Source organism: Burkholderia sp. LS-044, from assembly GCF_004803625.1.
Taxonomy (GTDB): Bacteria; Pseudomonadota; Gammaproteobacteria; order Burkholderiales; family Burkholderiaceae; genus Burkholderia; species Burkholderia cepacia.
This window is the reverse complement of record NZ_SSWO01000004.1, coordinates 179,756-197,695: the sequence shown is the minus strand read 5'-3', so window position 1 is coordinate 197,695 and position 17,940 is coordinate 179,756. Positions and strand designations below refer to the sequence as shown.

Below are 17,940 nucleotides of genomic sequence, written 5' to 3'. Positions count from 1 at the left end.
TCCTCTCGTAGCCCGTTTGCCGACATGACCAACGCCGATCCGCACGAACTCCAGAAATTCAGCGACCTCGCCCATCGGTGGTGGGATCCGAACGCCGAATTCAAGCCGCTGCACGACCTGAACCCGGTCCGCCTCGGCTGGATCGATGCGCATGCGCACCTCGCCGGCAAGCGTGCACTCGACGTCGGCTGCGGCGGCGGCATCCTGTCCGAATCGATGGCCGGACTCGGCGCACAGGTGAAAGGTATCGACCTGTCGACCGAAGCGCTCGGCGTCGCCGACCTGCACAGCCTCGAAAGCGGCATCACTGTCGACTATGAAGCCATCGCAGCGGAAGCGATCGCCGCGCGTGAACCGGGCACCTATGATGTCGTCACGTGCATGGAGATGCTCGAGCACGTGCCGTCTCCCGGCGATGTCGTCGCCGCGTGCGCGACGCTCGTGAAGCCGGGTGGCTGGGTGTTCTTCTCGACGCTGAACCGCAACCTGAAGGCCTACCTGTTCGCCGTGATCGGCGCGGAGTACATCGCGCAAATGCTGCCGAAGGGCACGCACGACTACGCGCGCTTCATCCGCCCGTCGGAACTGGCCGGCTTCGTGCGTGCGACGGATCTGCACATCGTGGAGATCAAGGGCATCACGTATCACCCGATCGGCAAGCGCTTCGCGCTGTCGAACGACACCGACATCAACTACCTCGTCGCGTGCCGCCGCGGCGCATGACCCTCCACCCTGCATGACGACTCCCCTCTCGACCGCGCGGGCTGCACGCGACGAACCGCGCCTGCTGCACTGCGATGCCGTGCTGTTCGACCTGGACGGCACGCTCGCCGACACGGCCCCCGATCTCGCGGCGGCCGTCAACAAGATGCAACGCGTGCGCGACCTGCCCGAAACACCGCTCGACGCGCTGCGGCCGCTGGCCTCGGCCGGCGCGCGAGGCCTGCTCGGCGGCGCTTTCGGCATCGATCCGCACACGCCCGGTTACGAAGCGATGCGCGACGAGTTCCTGGCCAACTACGCGACGGATCTGTGTGTGCATACGACGCTGTTCCCCGGCATCGGCGACGTGCTCGACGAACTCGATGCACGCGGTGTGCGCTGGGGGATCGTCACGAACAAGGTGATGCGGCTCACGGCGCCGCTCGTCGAGTTGCTCGGTCTCGCGCCACGCGCGGCCTGCGTCGTCGGGGGCGACACAACGCCGCACCCGAAGCCGCATCCGGGCCCGCTGCTGCATGCGGCCGACCAGTTGACGCTCGCGCCCGCACGCATCGTCTACGTCGGCGACGATCTGCGCGACATTCAGGCCGGCAGCGCCGCCGGCATGGCGACGATCGCGGCCGCGTACGGCTACTGCGGCGACGGCGCCGCACCGGCCGACTGGCAAGCGCAACATCTCGTCGACACGACACTACAACTGCGCGAACTGCTGCGCGATGTTGGGCTATAATGGTCGATCTTATCCGCGGGGGCGACCTGGTTTCGACAGGGGTTGTGAAGCGGCTAGGGCATGTCGAGGACCCGTCACCTCGTTAATCAATGGGAAAATCGTAACTGCAAACGACGATACGTTCGCACTGGCAGCCTAAGGGCCGCCGTCCTCTGCCTAGTTCACTGACGGGCTAGTGTCGCAAGACCGGTAGCAATACCGCCAGAGGTCATTTACGTCAGTTAAGCCCTGTCGGCGTCGCGACGCCAGGGTCGAAAACCTAGCGAATCGCCGTAGTGCAGCGTGTTCGTCCGCGTCGCTGCGGTTAAATCAAATGACTGAACTAAACATGTAGAACTAGTCGTGGAGCGCTTCTGGACGCGGGTTCGATTCCCGCCGCCTCCACCAAATACCCGCCAAACGTTTCCAACGTTTGACAAGAAAACCCCGCTAGGCTTGGCTCTGCGGGGTTTTTTGTTGCACACTACCGCAAAGAACCCCCAACGACAGCCACACGCCGTCGGGGGTTCTTTCGGGGGTTCTCTGCGAAACCCCCAACCCGGAACCCCCAGCACGGGAGCGGATATGGCCCTGACCGATGTAGCGATCCGTAATGCCAAGCCCACGGACAAGCAACAGAAGTTATTCGACGGCGGCGGACTATTCCTGCTCATCAAACCGACCGGGGGCAAGCGCTGGGTGCTCAAGTACCGATTCGCCGGCAAAGAGAAAAGCTTAGCGCTCGGCACCTACCCGGCCATCCCGCTCAACGAAGCGCGTAAGCGACGCGACGAAGCCAAAGACAAGCTGACGGCGGGGATTGATCCCGGCGACGCAAAAAAAGCCGAGAAGCGCACGCAGCGCCTCAATGCCGAGAATTCCTTTGAGGCGGTCGCGCGCGAGTGGCACGCCAAGTACGCTCCCACTTGGTCGGACGGTCACGCGGCACGCATTCTACGCCGCCTTGAGGTAGACGCCTTCCCGTGGATCGGCGGCAAGCCCGTTGCCCGTCTCACGCCGCCGGATGTGCTCGACGTGCTGCGGCGAGTAGAGAAGCGCGGCGCGCTCGAAACTGCGCACCGCCTGCACGCGAACGTCAGCCAAGTAGTCCGCTATGCCGTGGCAACCGGACGCGCCGAGCGCGACGTTACGGCTGATCTACGGGGCGCACTTCCGCCGGTGCAATCGACACACATGGCGGCGATTACCGATCCGAGGCAGGTTGCCGGGCTTTTGCGCGCGATAGACGGCTACCAAGGGACGCTTCCCGTGTGGTGCGCCTTGCGGCTCGCGCCTCTGCTTTTCCAGCGCCCCGGCGAGCTACGCGCCGCCGAATGGGTCGAGTTCGACCTAGACGCCGGTATCTGGGAAATACCCGGTGACCGCATGAAGCGCACGAAGCAAGGCAAGGTTGCCGGCGGCGCGCATATCGTCCCGCTATCGACTCAAGCCATCACTATCCTGCGGGAACTACACGCGCTCACCGGCAACGGCCGACTGCTCTTTCCAAGCGTGCGCACGAAGGAGCGGCCGATGTCCGATAACACCATCAACGGCGCACTGCGTCGACTCGGATTCGACGGCGACACGATGACCGGCCATGGCTTCCGGGCAATGGCTCGCACGATTCTTGATGAAGTCCTGAGCATGCCGGCGGCTATCATCGAGGCCCAACTCGCGCACGCAGTGAAAGACCCGCTCGGGCGGGCGTACAACCGCACGGCGCACCTGCCCCAGCGCCGCGAAATGATGCAGAAATGGGCGGACTATCTCGACCGACTCAAGGCAGGCGCCGAAGTCATCCCGTTTGACGCTGCGACGCGGTAGCCGCGCACTATCGTTCCTGCCCGCGCGCCGGCTTAACGAAGGCCGTGTATGGATTATCGGCCGGCAACGGCGGCGGCGCGTCGATAGCTTGCCGTCCGCGCGGACTCAGGCCGAACGCATCGAGCAAACGGGCCGCTTGGGCGCGCGCATCGCTCAGCGCGCGCAGCGCCGGATGTGCCTTGCTTCCGCCCGTCCCGGTCGCAATCGTCAACCCTTCACGGTCCAGCGTCTCGCGTAACTGCGCCTCCGTTGCCAATGTTTCGGCAAGCAGTTCGAGCGCGCGTAGGTCGGAAGCGCTCAACAGACCCAAGCTCACGACGAGCGGCGCGACGCGGTCCCATTCCGCAGCCGCACGCGATGACATGCCGTCCGGCGGCGGCGGCGCGACGGTCAATTGATCAGCCGCGATACCCTTAAGCCGGTCGGCACGCAACGTACCCGAAAGCGCCTTCGCGGCGTTCGATTTTCGCGGCATGATTCGCTCCCGAAAAATGGTTTTGGTCCTGACGTTGCAAAAATTCGCGTTGCGCGACGATCACCGGCGGCGCGCCCTTCGGGATCGGAAGCCCCCCGGGGGGCGTCACGATGCCGCGCGGACGCCCCGCGAAGCCCGCCCACGCGGCCCGCGCGACGGCGGGCAAGGTCGACCATCGGCACGCCCGCCGACCGCTCAGAGCGCCGGCAATCGGCCCGCTTCGTGGCGCGCGCAGTCGCCGCGCACATCGCCGCGAATCCGGCCAGCCCGAACGAACATCACGCCCGATTGCCGGCTCGTCATCACCCCTGCGGCGCGCGCGTCGGCCGGTCTCGGCAGCGTTCGAGCCGTCGCGCGCTATCAAGTCGCAACGGCCGCGTTTCGGTCGGGCATCGCACTTCAGCCAGCATAATGCGGAGATGCCGGCGGCTCCGCCGTCGGACGTTCGCCAATTGCGCTTGAACACGCGCAGCGCATCGAAGCCTCGACAATGCGACTTACCGGCGGCGGTCGCGGTATGCGCTAATGCCCGGCTTCGTCCGACTCAATTTTGAGCTTTGCTTTGAAATCAACCTGTTGAATCAGCAACGAATGCGCGAAACGCAATTTTGCGTTCTGCTATGAAATCAGCGAGTTAGCGAACGGCAGGCGGCGCACGGGACACACGCGCCGCCGATGCACGCCGCTAGCCCGCAGCTAGTCCCCATAGCCAGCGACTTCGGTCAACAGGTCGCCATGCGGCCGCGAACGGCGGGTCTCCCACTTCTGACGCGACACGAAGCTGAACAGCGGTTCCAGCGCCGCATCTACGAGCATCCGCGCCCGCGATACCAGTTCCTCGCTTGGAACTGACCCGTCATGAACAAGCGCGCGAACGTCGCGTTGTGCCTCGGCGATTTTCGCGCGAGCCGCCTTGATTTGGGGCACGTTCGTCGTAACGTTGCCGACGGGAACGCCGAGCCAGTTTTTCTCCGTGAATACGTCCGTCCGAACTGCAGCGCGCAACAAATCATCGGCGCTCGACAATGCGTCGAGCGCCTCGCCGACTTCCGGCGGCGCGGTGCGTTCGAGTTCGGTCAAGATGCGCTGCCGCTTCCCCTCGTGCATCTGCGACATAACAACGTGTCGTGTACGCGCGTCCACCATCGCGCGTTCGGCGTCGCGGTAAGCAATTTCGGCTTTGATGAAATCGGCTTCCGTCCGCGTCGCTTCCTTCACCGAAGCGGAAAGCTCGCGTTCGGGATTCGGCACCGCCTTCAGTTCATGCGCCAGTTCGGCGCGGCGCGCATCGAGCTTCGCTCGTTGTTTCGCCGTGAGTTCGTCGGCGAGGCCGGTGTCGGCGACGAGCGCTTCGAGGATTTCCATACGCTCGGGCAGAGGTTTTTTCATGACATTCTCCAAAAGGCGCGTTAGCGCGGGATTACGACGATGTAACCTGCGGGACGAATTTCGACCCGGTACTTCACCGGGCCGGGCTTTACGACTTGGTATGGCGTCCGGCCGCCCGGACCGGGCCAAACGAGCATGCTGTAACTGCCATGCGCGGCATCAAAATTCAGCCGCTCCAGAAGCCTTTTCGGAACAGACACTTCCCTGATTTCGCACTCCTATTTACTGAAGTAAAACAGCCTCACAGTGCGGGATGCCCCGCGCCTACAAATCGTCCTGCATGTCCGACGCTTCGCCGCTGTAGAACGCCGCTGCTTGTCGGGAACGATCCACAGACGGGCGTCCGCCCCGGTGCTCGTCGCCTTCGTTCGAACCTTGCATAGCGGCGCGCTTGCGCTTCACGTGGTAAGCGGTCAGCACCGCGTGCGCGACCATGTCGAGCGCCGGTTTAGCGTCGCCGTTTCGGTCGGTCCAAACCTTCGGCGTCAGCGTGCCGGCCAGCGCGACGGAATCGCCGTCATCGAGCGCCAACAAAACGGCCCTCGCGTCGTTCGCGAATGCAATCACGTTCACGAAAAGCGCGTCACCGTCGCCAACGGATACGCGCATTTTTGCCGTGACGAAGGGCCGACCGCTCGGGCCGGTCCGTTCGCCCGGCTTGCCGTACAGCTTGCCGCTTGCCAGTGCATCGAGCATTTCGCCACCTCATGAAAGCCGCGTGTTACATGTCGCCACGTGTACCCCGTGAAGCCTGTGTAGCGTCTTTCCCTATACGCGCCACGCGCGCGCCCATCTCACGCACCTTTTTCCTCTGTCTTGCTATAGAAATATGGGTTCACTGGGTTCACCGTATCTCGACAAGCCTTAGCCGTAGCGGGTTTCAGCGGTGAACCCACTCTTCGGAATGGATTCACGCGGTGGGTTCACTGAGTTCACCCTTGTTCCATACGATGCCAGTGTTCAACCTGTGCGACACGTAACCGAGTTCACGCAGGGCATTCGCGATGTGGCGCATGTCGGTTGTATCGCGACTGGTGCTCGAGCGCTCGGTCACGGTCCAGAAAATGTCGCCCGTCTTTACGTTCACAATGCCGGGGTTGTTCCCGAGATACGCCGCGACATGGGCAATCCACGGGTTTTGCACCGTGCGCGCGCTCACCTCTTGCGCAGCCAGCGCTCGCATGGCGTCATCTTCAATCCACCACACCTCACCATCGCGGAACGCCGCGACCGCCTCGGCCCATAGTTGCGTGCGGTCTGCCGTCAACGCGGCGATGTCACACGCTCTGACCGTTACGGGCCAGAAGCGCCGCCCGCCCGTTTCATCGCGCAGGTAGGTTCCATCGCCGTCGCGATTGCACGTGCCGACCATCACGAACTGGCGCGGCTGATAGACCTGCTCGCGCCCGTAGGCCGGACGGAATGCGTCCTCGCTTCGACTGAGGAACGCTTTCACGGCGTCCGCCTCATGTTTACGAAGGCCAACGATTTCGCTGTTTTCGAGCAGCCATACGCCTGCGACCGTCTCGCCCGTCTGGCGTACATCGTCCATGTCCGGCACGGCGTCGGAATAAAATTCATCACCCGCCAGCACCCGCACCGTGCGCGACTTGCCGATGCCCTGTTGCCCCTCCAGCACCAACATGTGATCGGCCTTGCAGCCGGGACGCAATACGCGCGCAACCGCCGAAATCAGGAAGCGCCGCCCGACCTCGCGCACATAGGGCGTATCGTCCGCGCCGCAGTAGGTCGCAAGCCAAGCGTCAAGGCGCTTCACGCCGTCCCATTTGACCACGTCGAGCCATTCGCGCAGCGGATGAAAGCGATTGCGTTCGGCGTGCGTGTGTACCGCGTCCGCCGCGTGCTCCTTCGCCGCCGTCAACATGTAGCGGCGTTCGATATACGCGCGCAGGTTCGTTGTGTCCGCATCGGTCCAGTACGGCGACGGCGCGACCTCCCAAGGGCGCGCGCTCGCGATGACGACGCGACGCTTCATTTCGTCGTAGCGAACCAGTCCGCAAAGCGCCGGGTCTTCCGCCAGCAAGTCGAGAAGTTGATGCATCGTCGCGCGTGAGAATTTGCGGGCGCTGCTGGTATCGCGTACGGCCGAAACACACGACTCGACCATCGTGCCATCGGGCACCGGCTCGCTTTTCGTGACGCGCTTGCCGTTCGCAATGGCGAGTTGAATGCCCTGTTCGCCACTGCTCATTGCAAGGTCATTCAGGTCACCCCCCATAGACCACCTCCACGACTTCACGGCCCGCATCGGCCCAACGTTGCGCACATGCATCGGCAGCGGCCTTGCCCGCCAGGTCATCGTCCACAGCAACGATCAGCGATTCAATTCCGGCCAGCACCGGCAGCGCCTTCAGGTTGCCCGCATCGATGCATGCCCAAACCGGCACATCGCCGTGCGCGAGCGAAAGCGCGGTTTCGATGCCTTCCGCGACGCCGAGCCCGCTCGTTACGGCCTCGTCGGGCCACAAGCGAATGACGCCGCCCGCCTTGCGATGCCTGCCGAGCAGCAGGCGCGGCGGGTCAACCTCAGCCTTGCGGCCATCGGTCCGAATCCATGTTTTGTGCAAGGTCATCGATTCGCGCGTTACCGCGTGCGTCACGAGCCCGACGAGCGCCGGGCCGGCATAGCCGTTCGGATGCTTCAGCGACGGATGCCAGCGCAAATCGCCATCGGCCGGCGGAATGCGGCAGTGCCGAGCGTTGAGATAGGCCAGCGCTTCGCAGGAAACGGCGCGACACGCGTTCCAAAGGTCGCGCCCATAATCAGACAGGGCGTGATACTTCTCGGACGGCGTAACAATCGGCATGCGCTCCCTGCCATACGCCCGGCCGCTCACGCCGCGTTCGGGGCGGTACGTTTCCGTGAAGTCGCAGCGGAAACAGTGCGCGACACCCGCCCCGCTTGCTGCGATGGTCAACCCGAGCGTCTTATCGCGTGCGCCACGCCCGCAAACAAGGCAACGCACGCGATAGTTGCCGGTCGCGTAATGGCTCCATGCAATCGCGCTCATACGACCTCCCGCGATTTCAGCCAACGGGCAACCTTGCGTCGGTCGGACGTCGTGAGGTGATAGATGCCGCGACGCACTTCGAATCCGTCGCGGTCGATGCACGGGACGCGTACGCACGGCAAGGTGAGGCCCATTGCGCGCAGGTGTGCGATGAGGTCGGGCGAATTGCTACAGCCAACGAAACCGTCCAATTCTTCGCGCGGCATCGGACGGTTTTGGAGAACGGCCAGCGCGCGCAAGTGACGCGGGTTCGACGTTCCGTTAAAGTTGCGGTGTTGGTTCGCGCTCGTCGGCTTCGGTTGGCGGGCGTTTTTCTTTTCCATCGCCTCACCCCTCGACGCGATAGCCAGCCGGATCGGCGAGCCAGCGGTGCAGTTCGCGATTGGGCCAGCCAACGCACCGCGCGGAACCGAGCTGCACGCGCCTCGGAAAGCGACCCGCCCGTTCGCGCAGACGCACGGACTCGTGGCTCAAGGGAACGATGCGCTTCAGGTCGGCCCAACGAGTGAAGCCGTCAAGCGGCAGCGCTTGGGGTTCGTATTGCACGCTACCGGACGGCAGCGCGTTGTGATGATGTGCGGCCATGTGGAAACCTTCGCAGGTCGTTGAACATGGCTCGCAGCGTAAGAACTGTGATGCGGCGAATATAGTGAAACCAGTTCACCTGAACCGGATACCGCCAGAGCGACGCATACGGAAAACAGGTGAACTGAAACGGGTACGGAATCGACCTAGCCCTTTGCCAGCGAGGCCCGGAACAGTTCACCTATTCCTTTGTGCGCGCCTTTCTGTTTCGATCCTTGTCCCAATTGCATACCGCCGAATAGCGTTTCTTTTTGGCATCTTCGATGCCGGGATGCAATTCGTCGATCACTTCTTCGACAACAGTCTTCGGCGTCTTTCCGTCGGTTGGCTTCCAACGTTGCGCAGCGGCGCGCCAGACGCTCACGCAGTCGTCAAGCTCTTCCGGCCAAAACTCGTGATCCGCCATTGAATCGCCTTCCTTGGCTTCAGTAAGTTCCGCCTTCAGGCGCTCAACCTCAGCGTTCAATCGCCGATTCTCCGCTAGCAGTTCAGCACTGATTACCGGTTGCGGGTCAACCTCCGGAATAGGCCAGTCGTAGCCGTACCTTTGGCACCATAAGCGGATCGAATCGTGCGATAGCGCCTGCTCCCGCTCCCTGTCGGTGCTCCACGTTGTCGCCTCGATTTCTCCGGCATCGACTGCATCCGCAAGCGTATCGCGCCATCGGCCAATTTCCGCCTGTTCGTCGTCCGAGAAGTAGCCCGGCGTATCGAGATCAACGCCGGCCAAAAACGCAGCAGCTTGTATGAGGGAGAATTTGCGACGTGAAATAAACGGCTTCACCCAATCTGGCGCACTCCGTTCGGCAGGTCCGATTTCCGGCACCGAGCCCGCATCGCCGCGCGGCAACGTGACGCCGCACTGTTCCAGAAACGGGAGAATCTCCGCTACCTTGAATCCGATGCGGTCGTAATCAGAAGGGGATGTCATCTGACATTTCCTCCCATTCGTTGCCCAACTTGCCGTTGTTAACGACGAACTGAAGCGCGGCCCAAGCAGCGGCTTTGCGATCCTGTCCGGCCAGCACTTCGATACCGTGTCCCGGTAGCATTTCGCACCAGTTGGGACACTTCCGCTCCGAATTCGACCGACTAGCTTCACGCAACTGCGCCGCAAACCAGTCGGCTGCCTCTTGCAGACTCACCTTCTCGTGCGCACTTATGGTTTCCAACAGCGTACGCAAACTGATAAAGCCGGCCTTTCGCGCGGCCAGATCATCCTTAATGCCCATTGCGCCCCACACGCAAGCCCTTGTGCGGCAACCGCGCCGGCCCGGCAAGGGAATCGGGCTTTCGAGCGCTAACCTAGGTGCGGTTGATCTACAGGTTGCTCATGCTTGGCAACCGTCGCGCACCATTGTAGATGGGACACCGTTTTTTCTGTACAGATACGCGCTTCTGCGTACCCCGCAGGGGTACGAATATCGGCCCAATGGATATTATTCGGGGGTTCTTTTGGGGGTTCTTCCCACCGAACGGGAGAGAAGATCATTGCCTGATAAGGGAAAGCGGCCCGAATAGGATTGCCGCCGCCCCACCAAATTCCGCGCTCGTCGCACGAACCCCGCATGACGCAAGTCTGCGGGGTTTTTTGTTGCCGCCGAAACGCATGCACCCTTCCCCTTCCGAAAAAGCGCCCAGCCACGGGCGGGCCGGGCGGAATGCCACCGGTATTCCGGCGACAGGAGGTGACGGATGTCCTGCCGCGCCCGCACAATCATCGATCGCGCCAGGCGGCGGCCGGCCCAAGTGCCGCAGCGCCGGACGCGTCGTCGCACCAGCACTCACGCACACCGGGCGATGTGCGGCTTAGCTGCCGCGATACAGCGACTTCATTTCTTCAGCGGTGGCCGGGCGCACGCCCATTGCACGCGAACCCGACGCCGACGCACCCTGCGCCTGTGCGCCGTAACCGCTGGCGTCGGCGCCTTGCGCTTGCGCCATCGCGCTGCGCTGCTGCTCGGCAACACGCGCCGTTGCGGCCTGGATCGCTTCCGGATAATGCGGATCTTCACCGCGAGCGGAGTTGTAACCTGCCTGCTGCAACTGGACCAGTTCGGCGCGAACCTGCGCGCGGGTGATCGTCGAACCCGACTGGGCAAACGACACGACCGGGGCAACGAGAGCGGCAGCAACGACAACAGCTTGAACGAGCGACTTCATGATGACCTACCTCCAGATTTGTCTGTGTTCGCGGTGAACACCTTGTTCATCGCTGACAACCCGAAGTTTATGTAGGCGGATGCTTAAGAATAAGGCAGGTTTCTGGAAGACATCCTTCCTGATTTACGGGTTAACCCTAAACCCCCACGAGGCCGACGATGCGCGCATGCAGGCATCGCCCGACATCGAATCGCATGAAGATTCGCCGGAAAGCAAAAGCCCCGCGAAGCGGCAACACTTCGCGGGGCTCGGACAGAACCGGAATCCCACGGGACTCCGGCAGTCGCCGGTCAACCGGCCAGGCCAGTACGTGGACGCAACGCCCGTCAAGCGAACCGGCGCCGCATGACCCTTGCGGACGTACTCCGTCCGCCCGGTTACTGGCTATCCATCGGACACTTCAGGTTGCAGCCGTTCGGATCGCCCAGGTCGCCCTTACGGCGCAAGGCCGACTTCTTGCCGCTCTGGTATTTCTGCGACGGCGTCGACGCTGCGAACGGCATCTGCGGATGCTCGTTCAGGCGAAACTGTTCGCTCAGGATACCGCCAGGCACACCGGGGGAATTCTGCGCGAGCGCGAACGGCGAAACAGCGACCAGCAGCCCCGCGGTCAACGCTGCCGCGGCGAGGGGAACGGAAAATTTCATGGCGGGATGACGCTTGAGCGGCGTACTTGTTGGAACGTTGGTCAAGCGGTAAGCGTAGCGCAAATCCCCCGCTGCTGCAGCGCGGTTCGATCGCGCGCGCGTTACCGCGAATTGCCGCCCGGCACGCTCGCGCCGTCGCCGCCGGCCAGCCCCGTCGAGATGCTCGTCAACGTTCCGCACGCAGCCGGATCGTAGCCGTCGAGATGCGCGACGCGCTCGACGAAGCGCGTGTCGCGCAGCAGCGCCAGTACGCCGGCAAGCGGCCGCGCGTCGAGCCGCGCGCGTTCGCACGCGAAGTAATAGTCTTCGTCGACGACCGGGATGAAATCGAGCCCGAAATGATGGGCGGCAGGTTCGACGCCGAAGCCGAGATCGGCCATCCCGCTCGCGACGAACGCCGCGATCGCCGAATGCGTGAGCTCGGCCGACGCGTAGCCGTCGATGCGCTCGGGATCAATGCCGATCGCGCGCAGCGCGAGGTCCAGCAGCATGCGCGTGCCCGACCCCGGCTGGCGGTTGACGAAGCGGATGTCATTGCGCGCGAGATCCGCGAGGCCGCGAACCTGCTTCGGGTTGCCGCGTGGGACGAACAGCCCCTGCTGGCGCCGAGTCAGGTGGATCAGCACATGGCGCGTATCGTCGAGCCACGGCCGGTAGATTTGCGCGCACTGCGCACGAAACGCACCGCGCGGCAGATGGAAGCCCGCCAGGTCGCACTCGCCGCGGGCAAGCGCCTGCACGGCCTCGACGCTCTCGCGATACTTGATGTCGACAGCCGCCTGCGCATCGACGAGCGCGGATACGAGCGTCGCGACCGCGTAGCCGTGCGACGCATGAATGCGCACGGCGCCGTCGCGCTGCGCGAGCCGCCGGTTCAGGTCGCTCGCCACCTCGGCCGCCAGCGTCCGCAGGTTACCGTCGAGCCGGCTGCGCGCGAGGCGCTGCGCATCGACGACCGCCTGCCCGAGCGCCGACAGCGTCGAGCCCTTGCCGCGCGCGGTTTCGATCAGTTCCCCGCCGATGCACGCCTCCAGCGCGCGCAGCATGCCCCACGCGTGCCGGTAGGACAGCCCTTTCGCGTGCGCGGCCTGCGCGATGCTGCCCGTGTCGGCCACGAGTTCCAGCAACGGCGCGACATCCGACAGGCTGGCCGCACGGCCTTCCGTGTCGCGTACGGTCAGATACGCGTCGCATTCGATTCGAACCAATTATGCACTCCGATTTCCTATTGCGACCGCCAAATCTTCCGCTTATCGTTGTTCAAAATCAATCAGAACGAAGTCGAAGTGCGCACTATATGAATTTAGAGCGCATATGAGATTTTGGAGGAGCACAACCGATGTCCCCGAATTCCGAAGCGCCCGACGCGCTCGTCGAGCGCCATGCGCGCGCCGGCCGGTCGCTCGTGGCGATCCTGCACGCGATCCAGGACGACGCGGGCTACGTGCCGCCGGGCTGCGTCGCGCCGCTCGCCAGGGCGCTCAACCTGTCGCGCGCGGAAGTGCACGGCGTACTGACTTACTACCACCACTTCCGCACCGCGCCGCCCGCCCGCGTGACGATCCAGATGTGCCGTGCCGAAGCGTGCCGCAGCATGGGCTGCGAAGCGCTGGCCGCGCATGCGGAAGCCCGCACGGGTTGCCGGTTCGACGCGGCGCACGGCGATGTCGCGAACGCGCATGCGCCCGGAGACGTCGCGCTCGAATCGGTCTACTGCCTCGGACTGTGTGCGCAATCGCCGTCGCTGACGGTCAACGGCGTGCTGCACGCGAAGGTCACGCCGGAGAAATTCGACGCGCTGCTTGCCGAGGCGGTCGCCCATACCCCGGAGGCCGCATGACGACCCGCATCTACGTTCCGCGCGATTCGTCCGCACTGGCACTCGGCGCCGACGCGCTCGCCGCCGCCATCACGGCGGAAGCGCAGCGGCGCGGCGTCGCCGTCGAGCTGGTCCGCAACGGTTCGCGCGGGCTGCTGTGGCTCGAGCCGCTCGTCGAGGTCGGCACGGCCGCCGGCCGCGTCGGTTATGCGAACCTGTCGGCCGCCGACGTGCCGGCCCTGTTCGACGCAAACTGGCTCGACGGCGGCACGCATCCGAGCGGTGTGGGCCTCGTCGACGCATTGCCCTATCTCGCGCGCCAGCAACGCCTCACGTTCGCCCGCATCGGCCTGACCGATCCGCTGTCGATCGACGACTACCTGCAATACGAAGGCCTCGCCGGCCTGAAGAACGCGCTCGCGCTCGACGGCGACGCCGCGTGTGAAACGCTGATCGAATCGGGGTTGCGCGGCCGCGGCGGTGCCGCGTTCCCGGCCGGCATCAAATGGCGCACGGTCCGGCAAGCCAGCGCCACGCAGAAATACGTCGTCTGCAATGCAGACGAAGGGGATTCGGGCACCTTCTCCGACCGCCTGCTGATGGAGTGCGATCCGTACTGCCTGATCGAAGGGATGATCATCGCGGGCGTCGCGACCGGCGCGACGGTCGGCTACATCTACGTGCGCAGCGAATACCCGCATGCAATCGCCACGCTCGAAGCCGCGATCGTCCGTGCACGCGAAGCCGGCTGGCTCGGCGAGCACGTGCTCGGCTCCGCGCATGCGTTCGAACTGCACGTCGCGAAAGGCGCGGGCTCGTACGTGTGCGGCGAGGAAACGGCACTGCTCGAATCGCTCGAAGGCAAGCGCGGCGTCGTGCGGGCGAAACCGCCGCTGCCCGCGCTCGCGGGCCTGTACGGCCAGCCGACCGTCATCAACAACGTGATCACGCTCGCGACGGCGCCCGTGATCTTCGCGCGCGGCGCCGCGTTCTATCGCGACTACGGGATGGGCCGCTCACGCGGCACGCTGCCGTTCCAGCTCGCGGGCAACATCCGCCACGGCGGCCTCGTCGAGCTCGCGTTCGGCGTCACGCTGCGCGAGCTGCTGTTCGATTTCGGCGGCGGCACGGCAAGCGGCCGGCCCGCGCGCGCCGCCCAGGTCGGCGGCCCGCTCGGCACCTACCTGCCCGACCACCAGTGGGACGTGCCGCTCGACTACGAAGCGTACACGGCGATCGGCGCGGTCGTCGGGCACGGCGGCATCGTGCTCCACGACGATACGTCGAACCTCGCCGAGCTGGCCGAATACGCGATGAAGTTCTGCGCGATCGAGTCGTGCGGCAAGTGCACGCCGTGCCGGATCGGTTCGACACGTGGCGTCGAGACGATCGCGCGCATCCGCCACGGCGACACGTCGGAGCGGCAGGTCACGCTGCTGCGCGACCTGTGCGACACGATGCTGGCCGGTTCGCTGTGCGCAATGGGCGGCATGACACCCTATCCGGTGCTGTCCGCGCTCGACCATTTCCCCGAAGATTTCGGGCTCGCCGCCGGCAAGGACGCCGCGTCGGGTCCGGTCAAGGCTGCGGCCTGACCCAGAAGGAGCCCTGCATGTCCCTCGACACGAACAACGTCCGCCAAGGCGGCTGCGGCTCGGGCCAATGCGCGTGCAAGAGCGCCGCGCAAGCGCGTGCCCGCGACCCGTTCGACGATACCGACTACGGCACGCCGCAACGGCATGCCGATACCGACGTCACGCTCGAAATCGACGGCCAGCCGGTCACCGTGCCGGCCGGCACGTCGGTGATGCGCGCGGCGATCGAAGCCGGCGTCAACGTCCCGAAGCTCTGCGCGACCGATTCGCTCGAACCGTTCGGCTCGTGCCGGCTGTGCCTCGTCGAGATCGAAGGCCGGCGCGGTTATCCCGCCTCGTGCACGACGCCGGCCGAAGCGGGCATGAAGGTGCGCACGCAGTCGGACCGGCTGCAGTCGCTGCGTCGCAACGTGATGGAGCTGTACATCTCCGACCATCCGCTCGACTGCCTCACCTGCCCCGCCAACGGCGACTGCGAGTTGCAGGACATGGCGGGCGTCGTCGGGCTGCGCGAAGTGCGCTACGGCTTCGACGGCGCGAATCACCTGAAAGACCGCAAGGACGAGTCGAACCCGTACTTCACGTACGACCCGTCGAAGTGCATCGTCTGCAACCGCTGCGTGCGCGCCTGCGAGGAAACGCAAGGCACGTTCGCGCTGACGATCGCTGCACGCGGCTTCGAATCGCGCGTCGCCGCCGGCGAAAGCGAATCGTTCATGGCGTCGGAATGCGTATCGTGCGGCGCATGCGTCGCCGCCTGCCCGACCGCCACGCTGCAGGAAAAAACGGTCGTGCAACTCGGGCAGGCGGAACACTCCGTCGTCACGACCTGCGCGTACTGCGGCGTCGGCTGCTCGTTCAAGGCCGAGATGAAGGGCACGCAGGTCGTGCGCATGACGCCGCACAAGAACGGCCTCGCCAACGAAGGCCATGCGTGCGTGAAGGGACGCTTCGCATGGGGCTACGCGACGCACAAGGACCGCATCACGAAGCCGATGATCCGCGAGAAGATCACCGACCCGTGGCGCGAAGTCAGCTGGGACGAAGCACTCACCTACGCGGCAACGCAATTCCGCAAGCTGCAGCAGAAGTACGGCCGCGACTCGATCGGCGGCATCACGTCGTCGCGCTGCACGAACGAGGAAACCTACCTCGTGCAGAAACTGGTGCGCGCCGCATTCGGCAACAATAACGTCGACACCTGCGCACGCGTGTGCCACTCGCCGACGGGCTACGGCCTCAAGACGACGCTCGGCGAATCGGCCGGCACGCAGACGTTCGCGTCGGTCGATCAGGCCGACGTGATCGTCGTGATGGGCGCGAACCCGACCGACGGGCACCCGGTGTTCGGCTCGCGGCTGAAGCGGCGCGTGCGCGCGGGTGCGAAGCTGATCGTGATCGACCCGCGCCGCATCGACGTCGTCGACGGCCCGCACGTGAAGGCCACCCACCATCTGCAGCTGCGCCCCGGCACCAACGTCGCGATCGTCAACGCACTCGCGCACGTGATCGTCACCGAGGGGCTCGTCGACGACGCGTTCGTCGCCGAGCGCTGCGAGACGCGCGCATTCGAACAGTGGCGCGAATTCGTATCGCGTGCCGACAACTCTCCCGAGGCGACCGCCGACGTGACGGGCGTGCCGGCGGAACGGGTCCGTGAAGCCGCGCGCCTCTATGCGACGGGCGGCAATGCCGCGATCTACTACGGGCTGGGCGTGACCGAGCACGCGCAGGGCTCGACGACGGTGATGGGCATCGCGAACCTCGCGATGGCGACCGGCAACGTCGGCCGCGAAGGCGTCGGCGTCAATCCGCTGCGCGGCCAGAACAACGTGCAGGGTTCGTGCGACATGGGCTCGTTCCCGCACGAGCTGCCCGGCTACCGGCACATCAGCGACACGATCGTGCGCACGCAGTTCGAACAGGCGTGGTCGGCCACGCTGCAACCCGAACCGGGGCTGCGCATCCCGAACATGTTCGACGCGGCGCTCGACGGCAGCTTCAAGGGGCTCTACTGCCAGGGCGAGGACATCGTCCAGTCGGACCCGAATACGCAGCACGTCGCCGCCGCACTGTCGGCCATGGAGTGCATCGTCGTGCAGGACATCTTCCTGAACGAGACCGCGAAATACGCGCACGTGCTGCTGCCCGGCTCGTCGTTCCTCGAGAAGGACGGCACGTTCACGAACGCGGAACGCCGCATCTCGCGCGTGCGCAAGGTGATGCCGCCGCTCGCGGGCTACGCCGACTGGGAAGTCACCCTGATGCTGTCGCGCGCGCTCGGCTACGAGATGGACTATGCGCATCCGTCGGAAATCATGGACGAGATCGCGCGACTCACGCCGACGTTCTCGGGCGTGTCGTACGCGAAGCTCGACGCGCTCGGCAGCATCCAGTGGCCGTGCAACGAGCACGCACCGGAAGGCACGCCGACGATGCACATCGACGCATTCGTGCGCGGCAAGGGCAAGTTCGTGATCACGCAGTTCATCGCGTCGCCGGAGAAGGTCACGCAACGTTATCCGCTGATCCTGACGACGGGTCGCATCCTGTCGCAATACAACGTCGGCGCGCAGACGCGCCGCACCGAGAACGTCCGCTGGCACGAGGAGGATCGCCTCGAGATCCATCCGCACGACGCGCAGGATCGCGGGATCCGCAGCGGCGACTGGGTCGGCATCGAGTCGCGCGCGGGGCAGACGGTGCTGCGCGCGCTCGTGACCGAACGCATGCAGCCGGGCGTCGTCTATACGACGTTCCACTTCCCCGAATCGGGTGCGAACGTGATCACGACGGACAGCTCGGACTGGGCGACGAACTGCCCCGAGTACAAGGTGACGGCCGTCCAGGTGCTGCCCGTCGCGCAGCCGTCCGACTGGCAGAAAGCCTACGCACGCTTCAACGCCGAGCAGCTCGATCTGCTCGAGCGCCGTGCGGCCGCGACCGCCGGCGAGACCACGGGCAAGTGAGGAAGCG

General features: G+C 64.9%; 19 protein-coding genes and 1 other RNA gene. 8 read left to right on the top strand and 12 right to left on the bottom strand.

Annotated features, from left to right (window positions below):
• Nucleotides 1–24 precede the first annotated feature (24 nt).
• The 4 genes from ubiG (at nt 25) to E9536_RS12275 (ending at nt 3,259) form a co-directional block, all read left to right on the top strand.
• Nucleotides 25–723, top strand: a complete 699-nt coding sequence (gene ubiG / locus E9536_RS12290; RefSeq protein ID WP_027788067.1) for a bifunctional 2-polyprenyl-6-hydroxyphenol methylase/3-demethylubiquinol 3-O-methyltransferase UbiG — start codon at nt 25–27, stop codon at nt 721–723.
• A 13-nt stretch (nt 724–736) separates the two neighbouring features.
• Nucleotides 737–1,453, top strand: a complete 717-nt coding sequence (gph, locus tag E9536_RS12285; RefSeq protein WP_136469920.1) for a phosphoglycolate phosphatase — start codon at nt 737–739, stop codon at nt 1,451–1,453.
• Between the two features lie 17 nt (nt 1,454–1,470).
• Nucleotides 1,471–1,840, top strand: a transfer-messenger RNA (tmRNA) gene (gene ssrA, locus E9536_RS12280).
• Nucleotides 1,841–2,017: 177 nt separating this feature from the next.
• Nucleotides 2,018–3,259, top strand: a complete 1,242-nt coding sequence (locus E9536_RS12275; protein WP_136469919.1) for an integrase arm-type DNA-binding domain-containing protein — start codon at nt 2,018–2,020, stop codon at nt 3,257–3,259.
• Between the two features lie 7 nt (nt 3,260–3,266).
• Here E9536_RS12275 and E9536_RS12270 read toward each other — a convergent pair whose 3' ends face one another.
• The 10 genes from E9536_RS12270 to E9536_RS12225 all read right to left on the bottom strand — a co-directional run bounded on the left by E9536_RS12270 (nt 3,267) and on the right by E9536_RS12225 (nt 10,903).
• Nucleotides 3,267–3,734 carry a phage terminase small subunit P27 family gene (locus E9536_RS12270; RefSeq protein ID WP_136469918.1) on the bottom strand — a complete coding sequence of 156 codons (468 nt, stop codon included), beginning with the start codon at nt 3,732–3,734 and terminating at the stop codon, nt 3,267–3,269.
• 696 nt (nt 3,735–4,430) lie between these two features.
• Entirely contained in the window at nt 4,431–5,123 is a 693-nt protein-coding gene (locus tag E9536_RS12265) for a hypothetical protein (protein WP_136469917.1), read from the bottom strand.
• A 264-nt stretch (nt 5,124–5,387) separates the two neighbouring features.
• Nucleotides 5,388–5,819: a single-stranded DNA-binding protein gene (locus E9536_RS12260; protein ID WP_136469916.1), complete on the bottom strand. Its 432-nt coding sequence runs from the start codon at nt 5,817–5,819 to the stop codon at nt 5,388–5,390.
• Between the two features lie 214 nt (nt 5,820–6,033).
• Nucleotides 6,034–7,335 carry a virulence-associated E family protein gene (locus E9536_RS12255; RefSeq protein WP_168799523.1) on the bottom strand — a complete coding sequence of 434 codons (1,302 nt, stop codon included), beginning with the start codon at nt 7,333–7,335 and terminating at the stop codon, nt 6,034–6,036.
• Nucleotides 7,336–7,351: 16 nt separating this feature from the next.
• Entirely contained in the window at nt 7,352–8,155 is an 804-nt protein-coding gene (locus E9536_RS12250) for a toprim domain-containing protein (protein WP_136469914.1), read from the bottom strand.
• Entirely contained in the window at nt 8,152–8,478 is a 327-nt protein-coding gene (locus E9536_RS12245; RefSeq protein WP_136469913.1) for a hypothetical protein, read from the bottom strand. Before E9536_RS12245 ends, E9536_RS12250 begins: the two co-directional genes overlap by 4 nt.
• A 4-nt stretch (nt 8,479–8,482) precedes the next feature.
• A complete protein-coding gene (locus E9536_RS12240; RefSeq protein WP_136469912.1) occupies nt 8,483–8,740 on the bottom strand; it encodes an AlpA family phage regulatory protein in 258 nt (85 codons plus the stop codon).
• A 181-nt stretch (nt 8,741–8,921) separates the two neighbouring features.
• Nucleotides 8,922–9,671 (bottom strand): hypothetical protein, encoded by a 750-nt coding sequence (locus E9536_RS12235; protein ID WP_136469911.1) that lies wholly within the window; start codon nt 9,669–9,671, stop codon nt 8,922–8,924.
• Nucleotides 9,655–9,972, bottom strand: a complete 318-nt coding sequence (locus tag E9536_RS12230; protein WP_136469910.1) for a hypothetical protein — start codon at nt 9,970–9,972, stop codon at nt 9,655–9,657. Before E9536_RS12230 ends, E9536_RS12235 begins: the two co-directional genes overlap by 17 nt.
• A gap of 577 nt (nt 9,973–10,549) precedes the next feature.
• Nucleotides 10,550–10,903: a DUF4148 domain-containing protein gene (locus tag E9536_RS12225; RefSeq protein WP_027788069.1), complete on the bottom strand. Its 354-nt coding sequence runs from the start codon at nt 10,901–10,903 to the stop codon at nt 10,550–10,552.
• Between the two features lie 79 nt (nt 10,904–10,982).
• On the opposite strand from E9536_RS12225, the gene E9536_RS41395 reads away from it, so the two are divergent.
• The gene (locus E9536_RS41395; RefSeq protein WP_168799522.1) at nt 10,983–11,252 is read left to right on the top strand and encodes a hypothetical protein; all 270 of its coding nucleotides are present in this window, start codon (nt 10,983–10,985) and stop codon (nt 11,250–11,252) included.
• Between the two features lie 28 nt (nt 11,253–11,280).
• On the opposite strand, the gene E9536_RS12220 is transcribed toward E9536_RS41395, so the two are convergent.
• Together E9536_RS12220 and E9536_RS12215 are read right to left on the bottom strand one after the other, a co-directional pair.
• A complete protein-coding gene (locus tag E9536_RS12220; RefSeq protein ID WP_042973441.1) occupies nt 11,281–11,550 on the bottom strand; it encodes a hypothetical protein in 270 nt (89 codons plus the stop codon).
• Nucleotides 11,551–11,651: 101 nt separating this feature from the next.
• Nucleotides 11,652–12,758: a substrate-binding domain-containing protein gene (locus E9536_RS12215; protein WP_124839610.1), complete on the bottom strand. Its 1,107-nt coding sequence runs from the start codon at nt 12,756–12,758 to the stop codon at nt 11,652–11,654.
• A gap of 131 nt (nt 12,759–12,889) precedes the next feature.
• On the opposite strand from E9536_RS12215, the gene E9536_RS12210 reads away from it, so the two are divergent.
• Genes E9536_RS12210 through fdhF form a run of 3 tightly spaced genes read left to right on the top strand, consistent with a single transcriptional unit; the run spans nt 12,890 to nt 17,933 of the window.
• On the top strand, nt 12,890–13,390 hold the full coding sequence (locus tag E9536_RS12210) for an NAD(P)H-dependent oxidoreductase subunit E (protein WP_027788072.1): 501 nt from the start codon (nt 12,890–12,892) through the stop codon (nt 13,388–13,390).
• The gene (locus E9536_RS12205) at nt 13,387–14,964 is read left to right on the top strand and encodes a formate dehydrogenase beta subunit (protein ID WP_136470025.1); all 1,578 of its coding nucleotides are present in this window, start codon (nt 13,387–13,389) and stop codon (nt 14,962–14,964) included. The genes E9536_RS12210 and E9536_RS12205 overlap by 4 nt, the downstream gene beginning before the upstream one ends.
• Nucleotides 14,965–14,981: 17 nt before the next feature.
• On the top strand, nt 14,982–17,933 hold the full coding sequence (fdhF, locus tag E9536_RS12200; RefSeq protein WP_060372290.1) for a formate dehydrogenase subunit alpha: 2,952 nt from the start codon (nt 14,982–14,984) through the stop codon (nt 17,931–17,933).
• Nucleotides 17,934–17,940 lie beyond the last annotated feature (7 nt).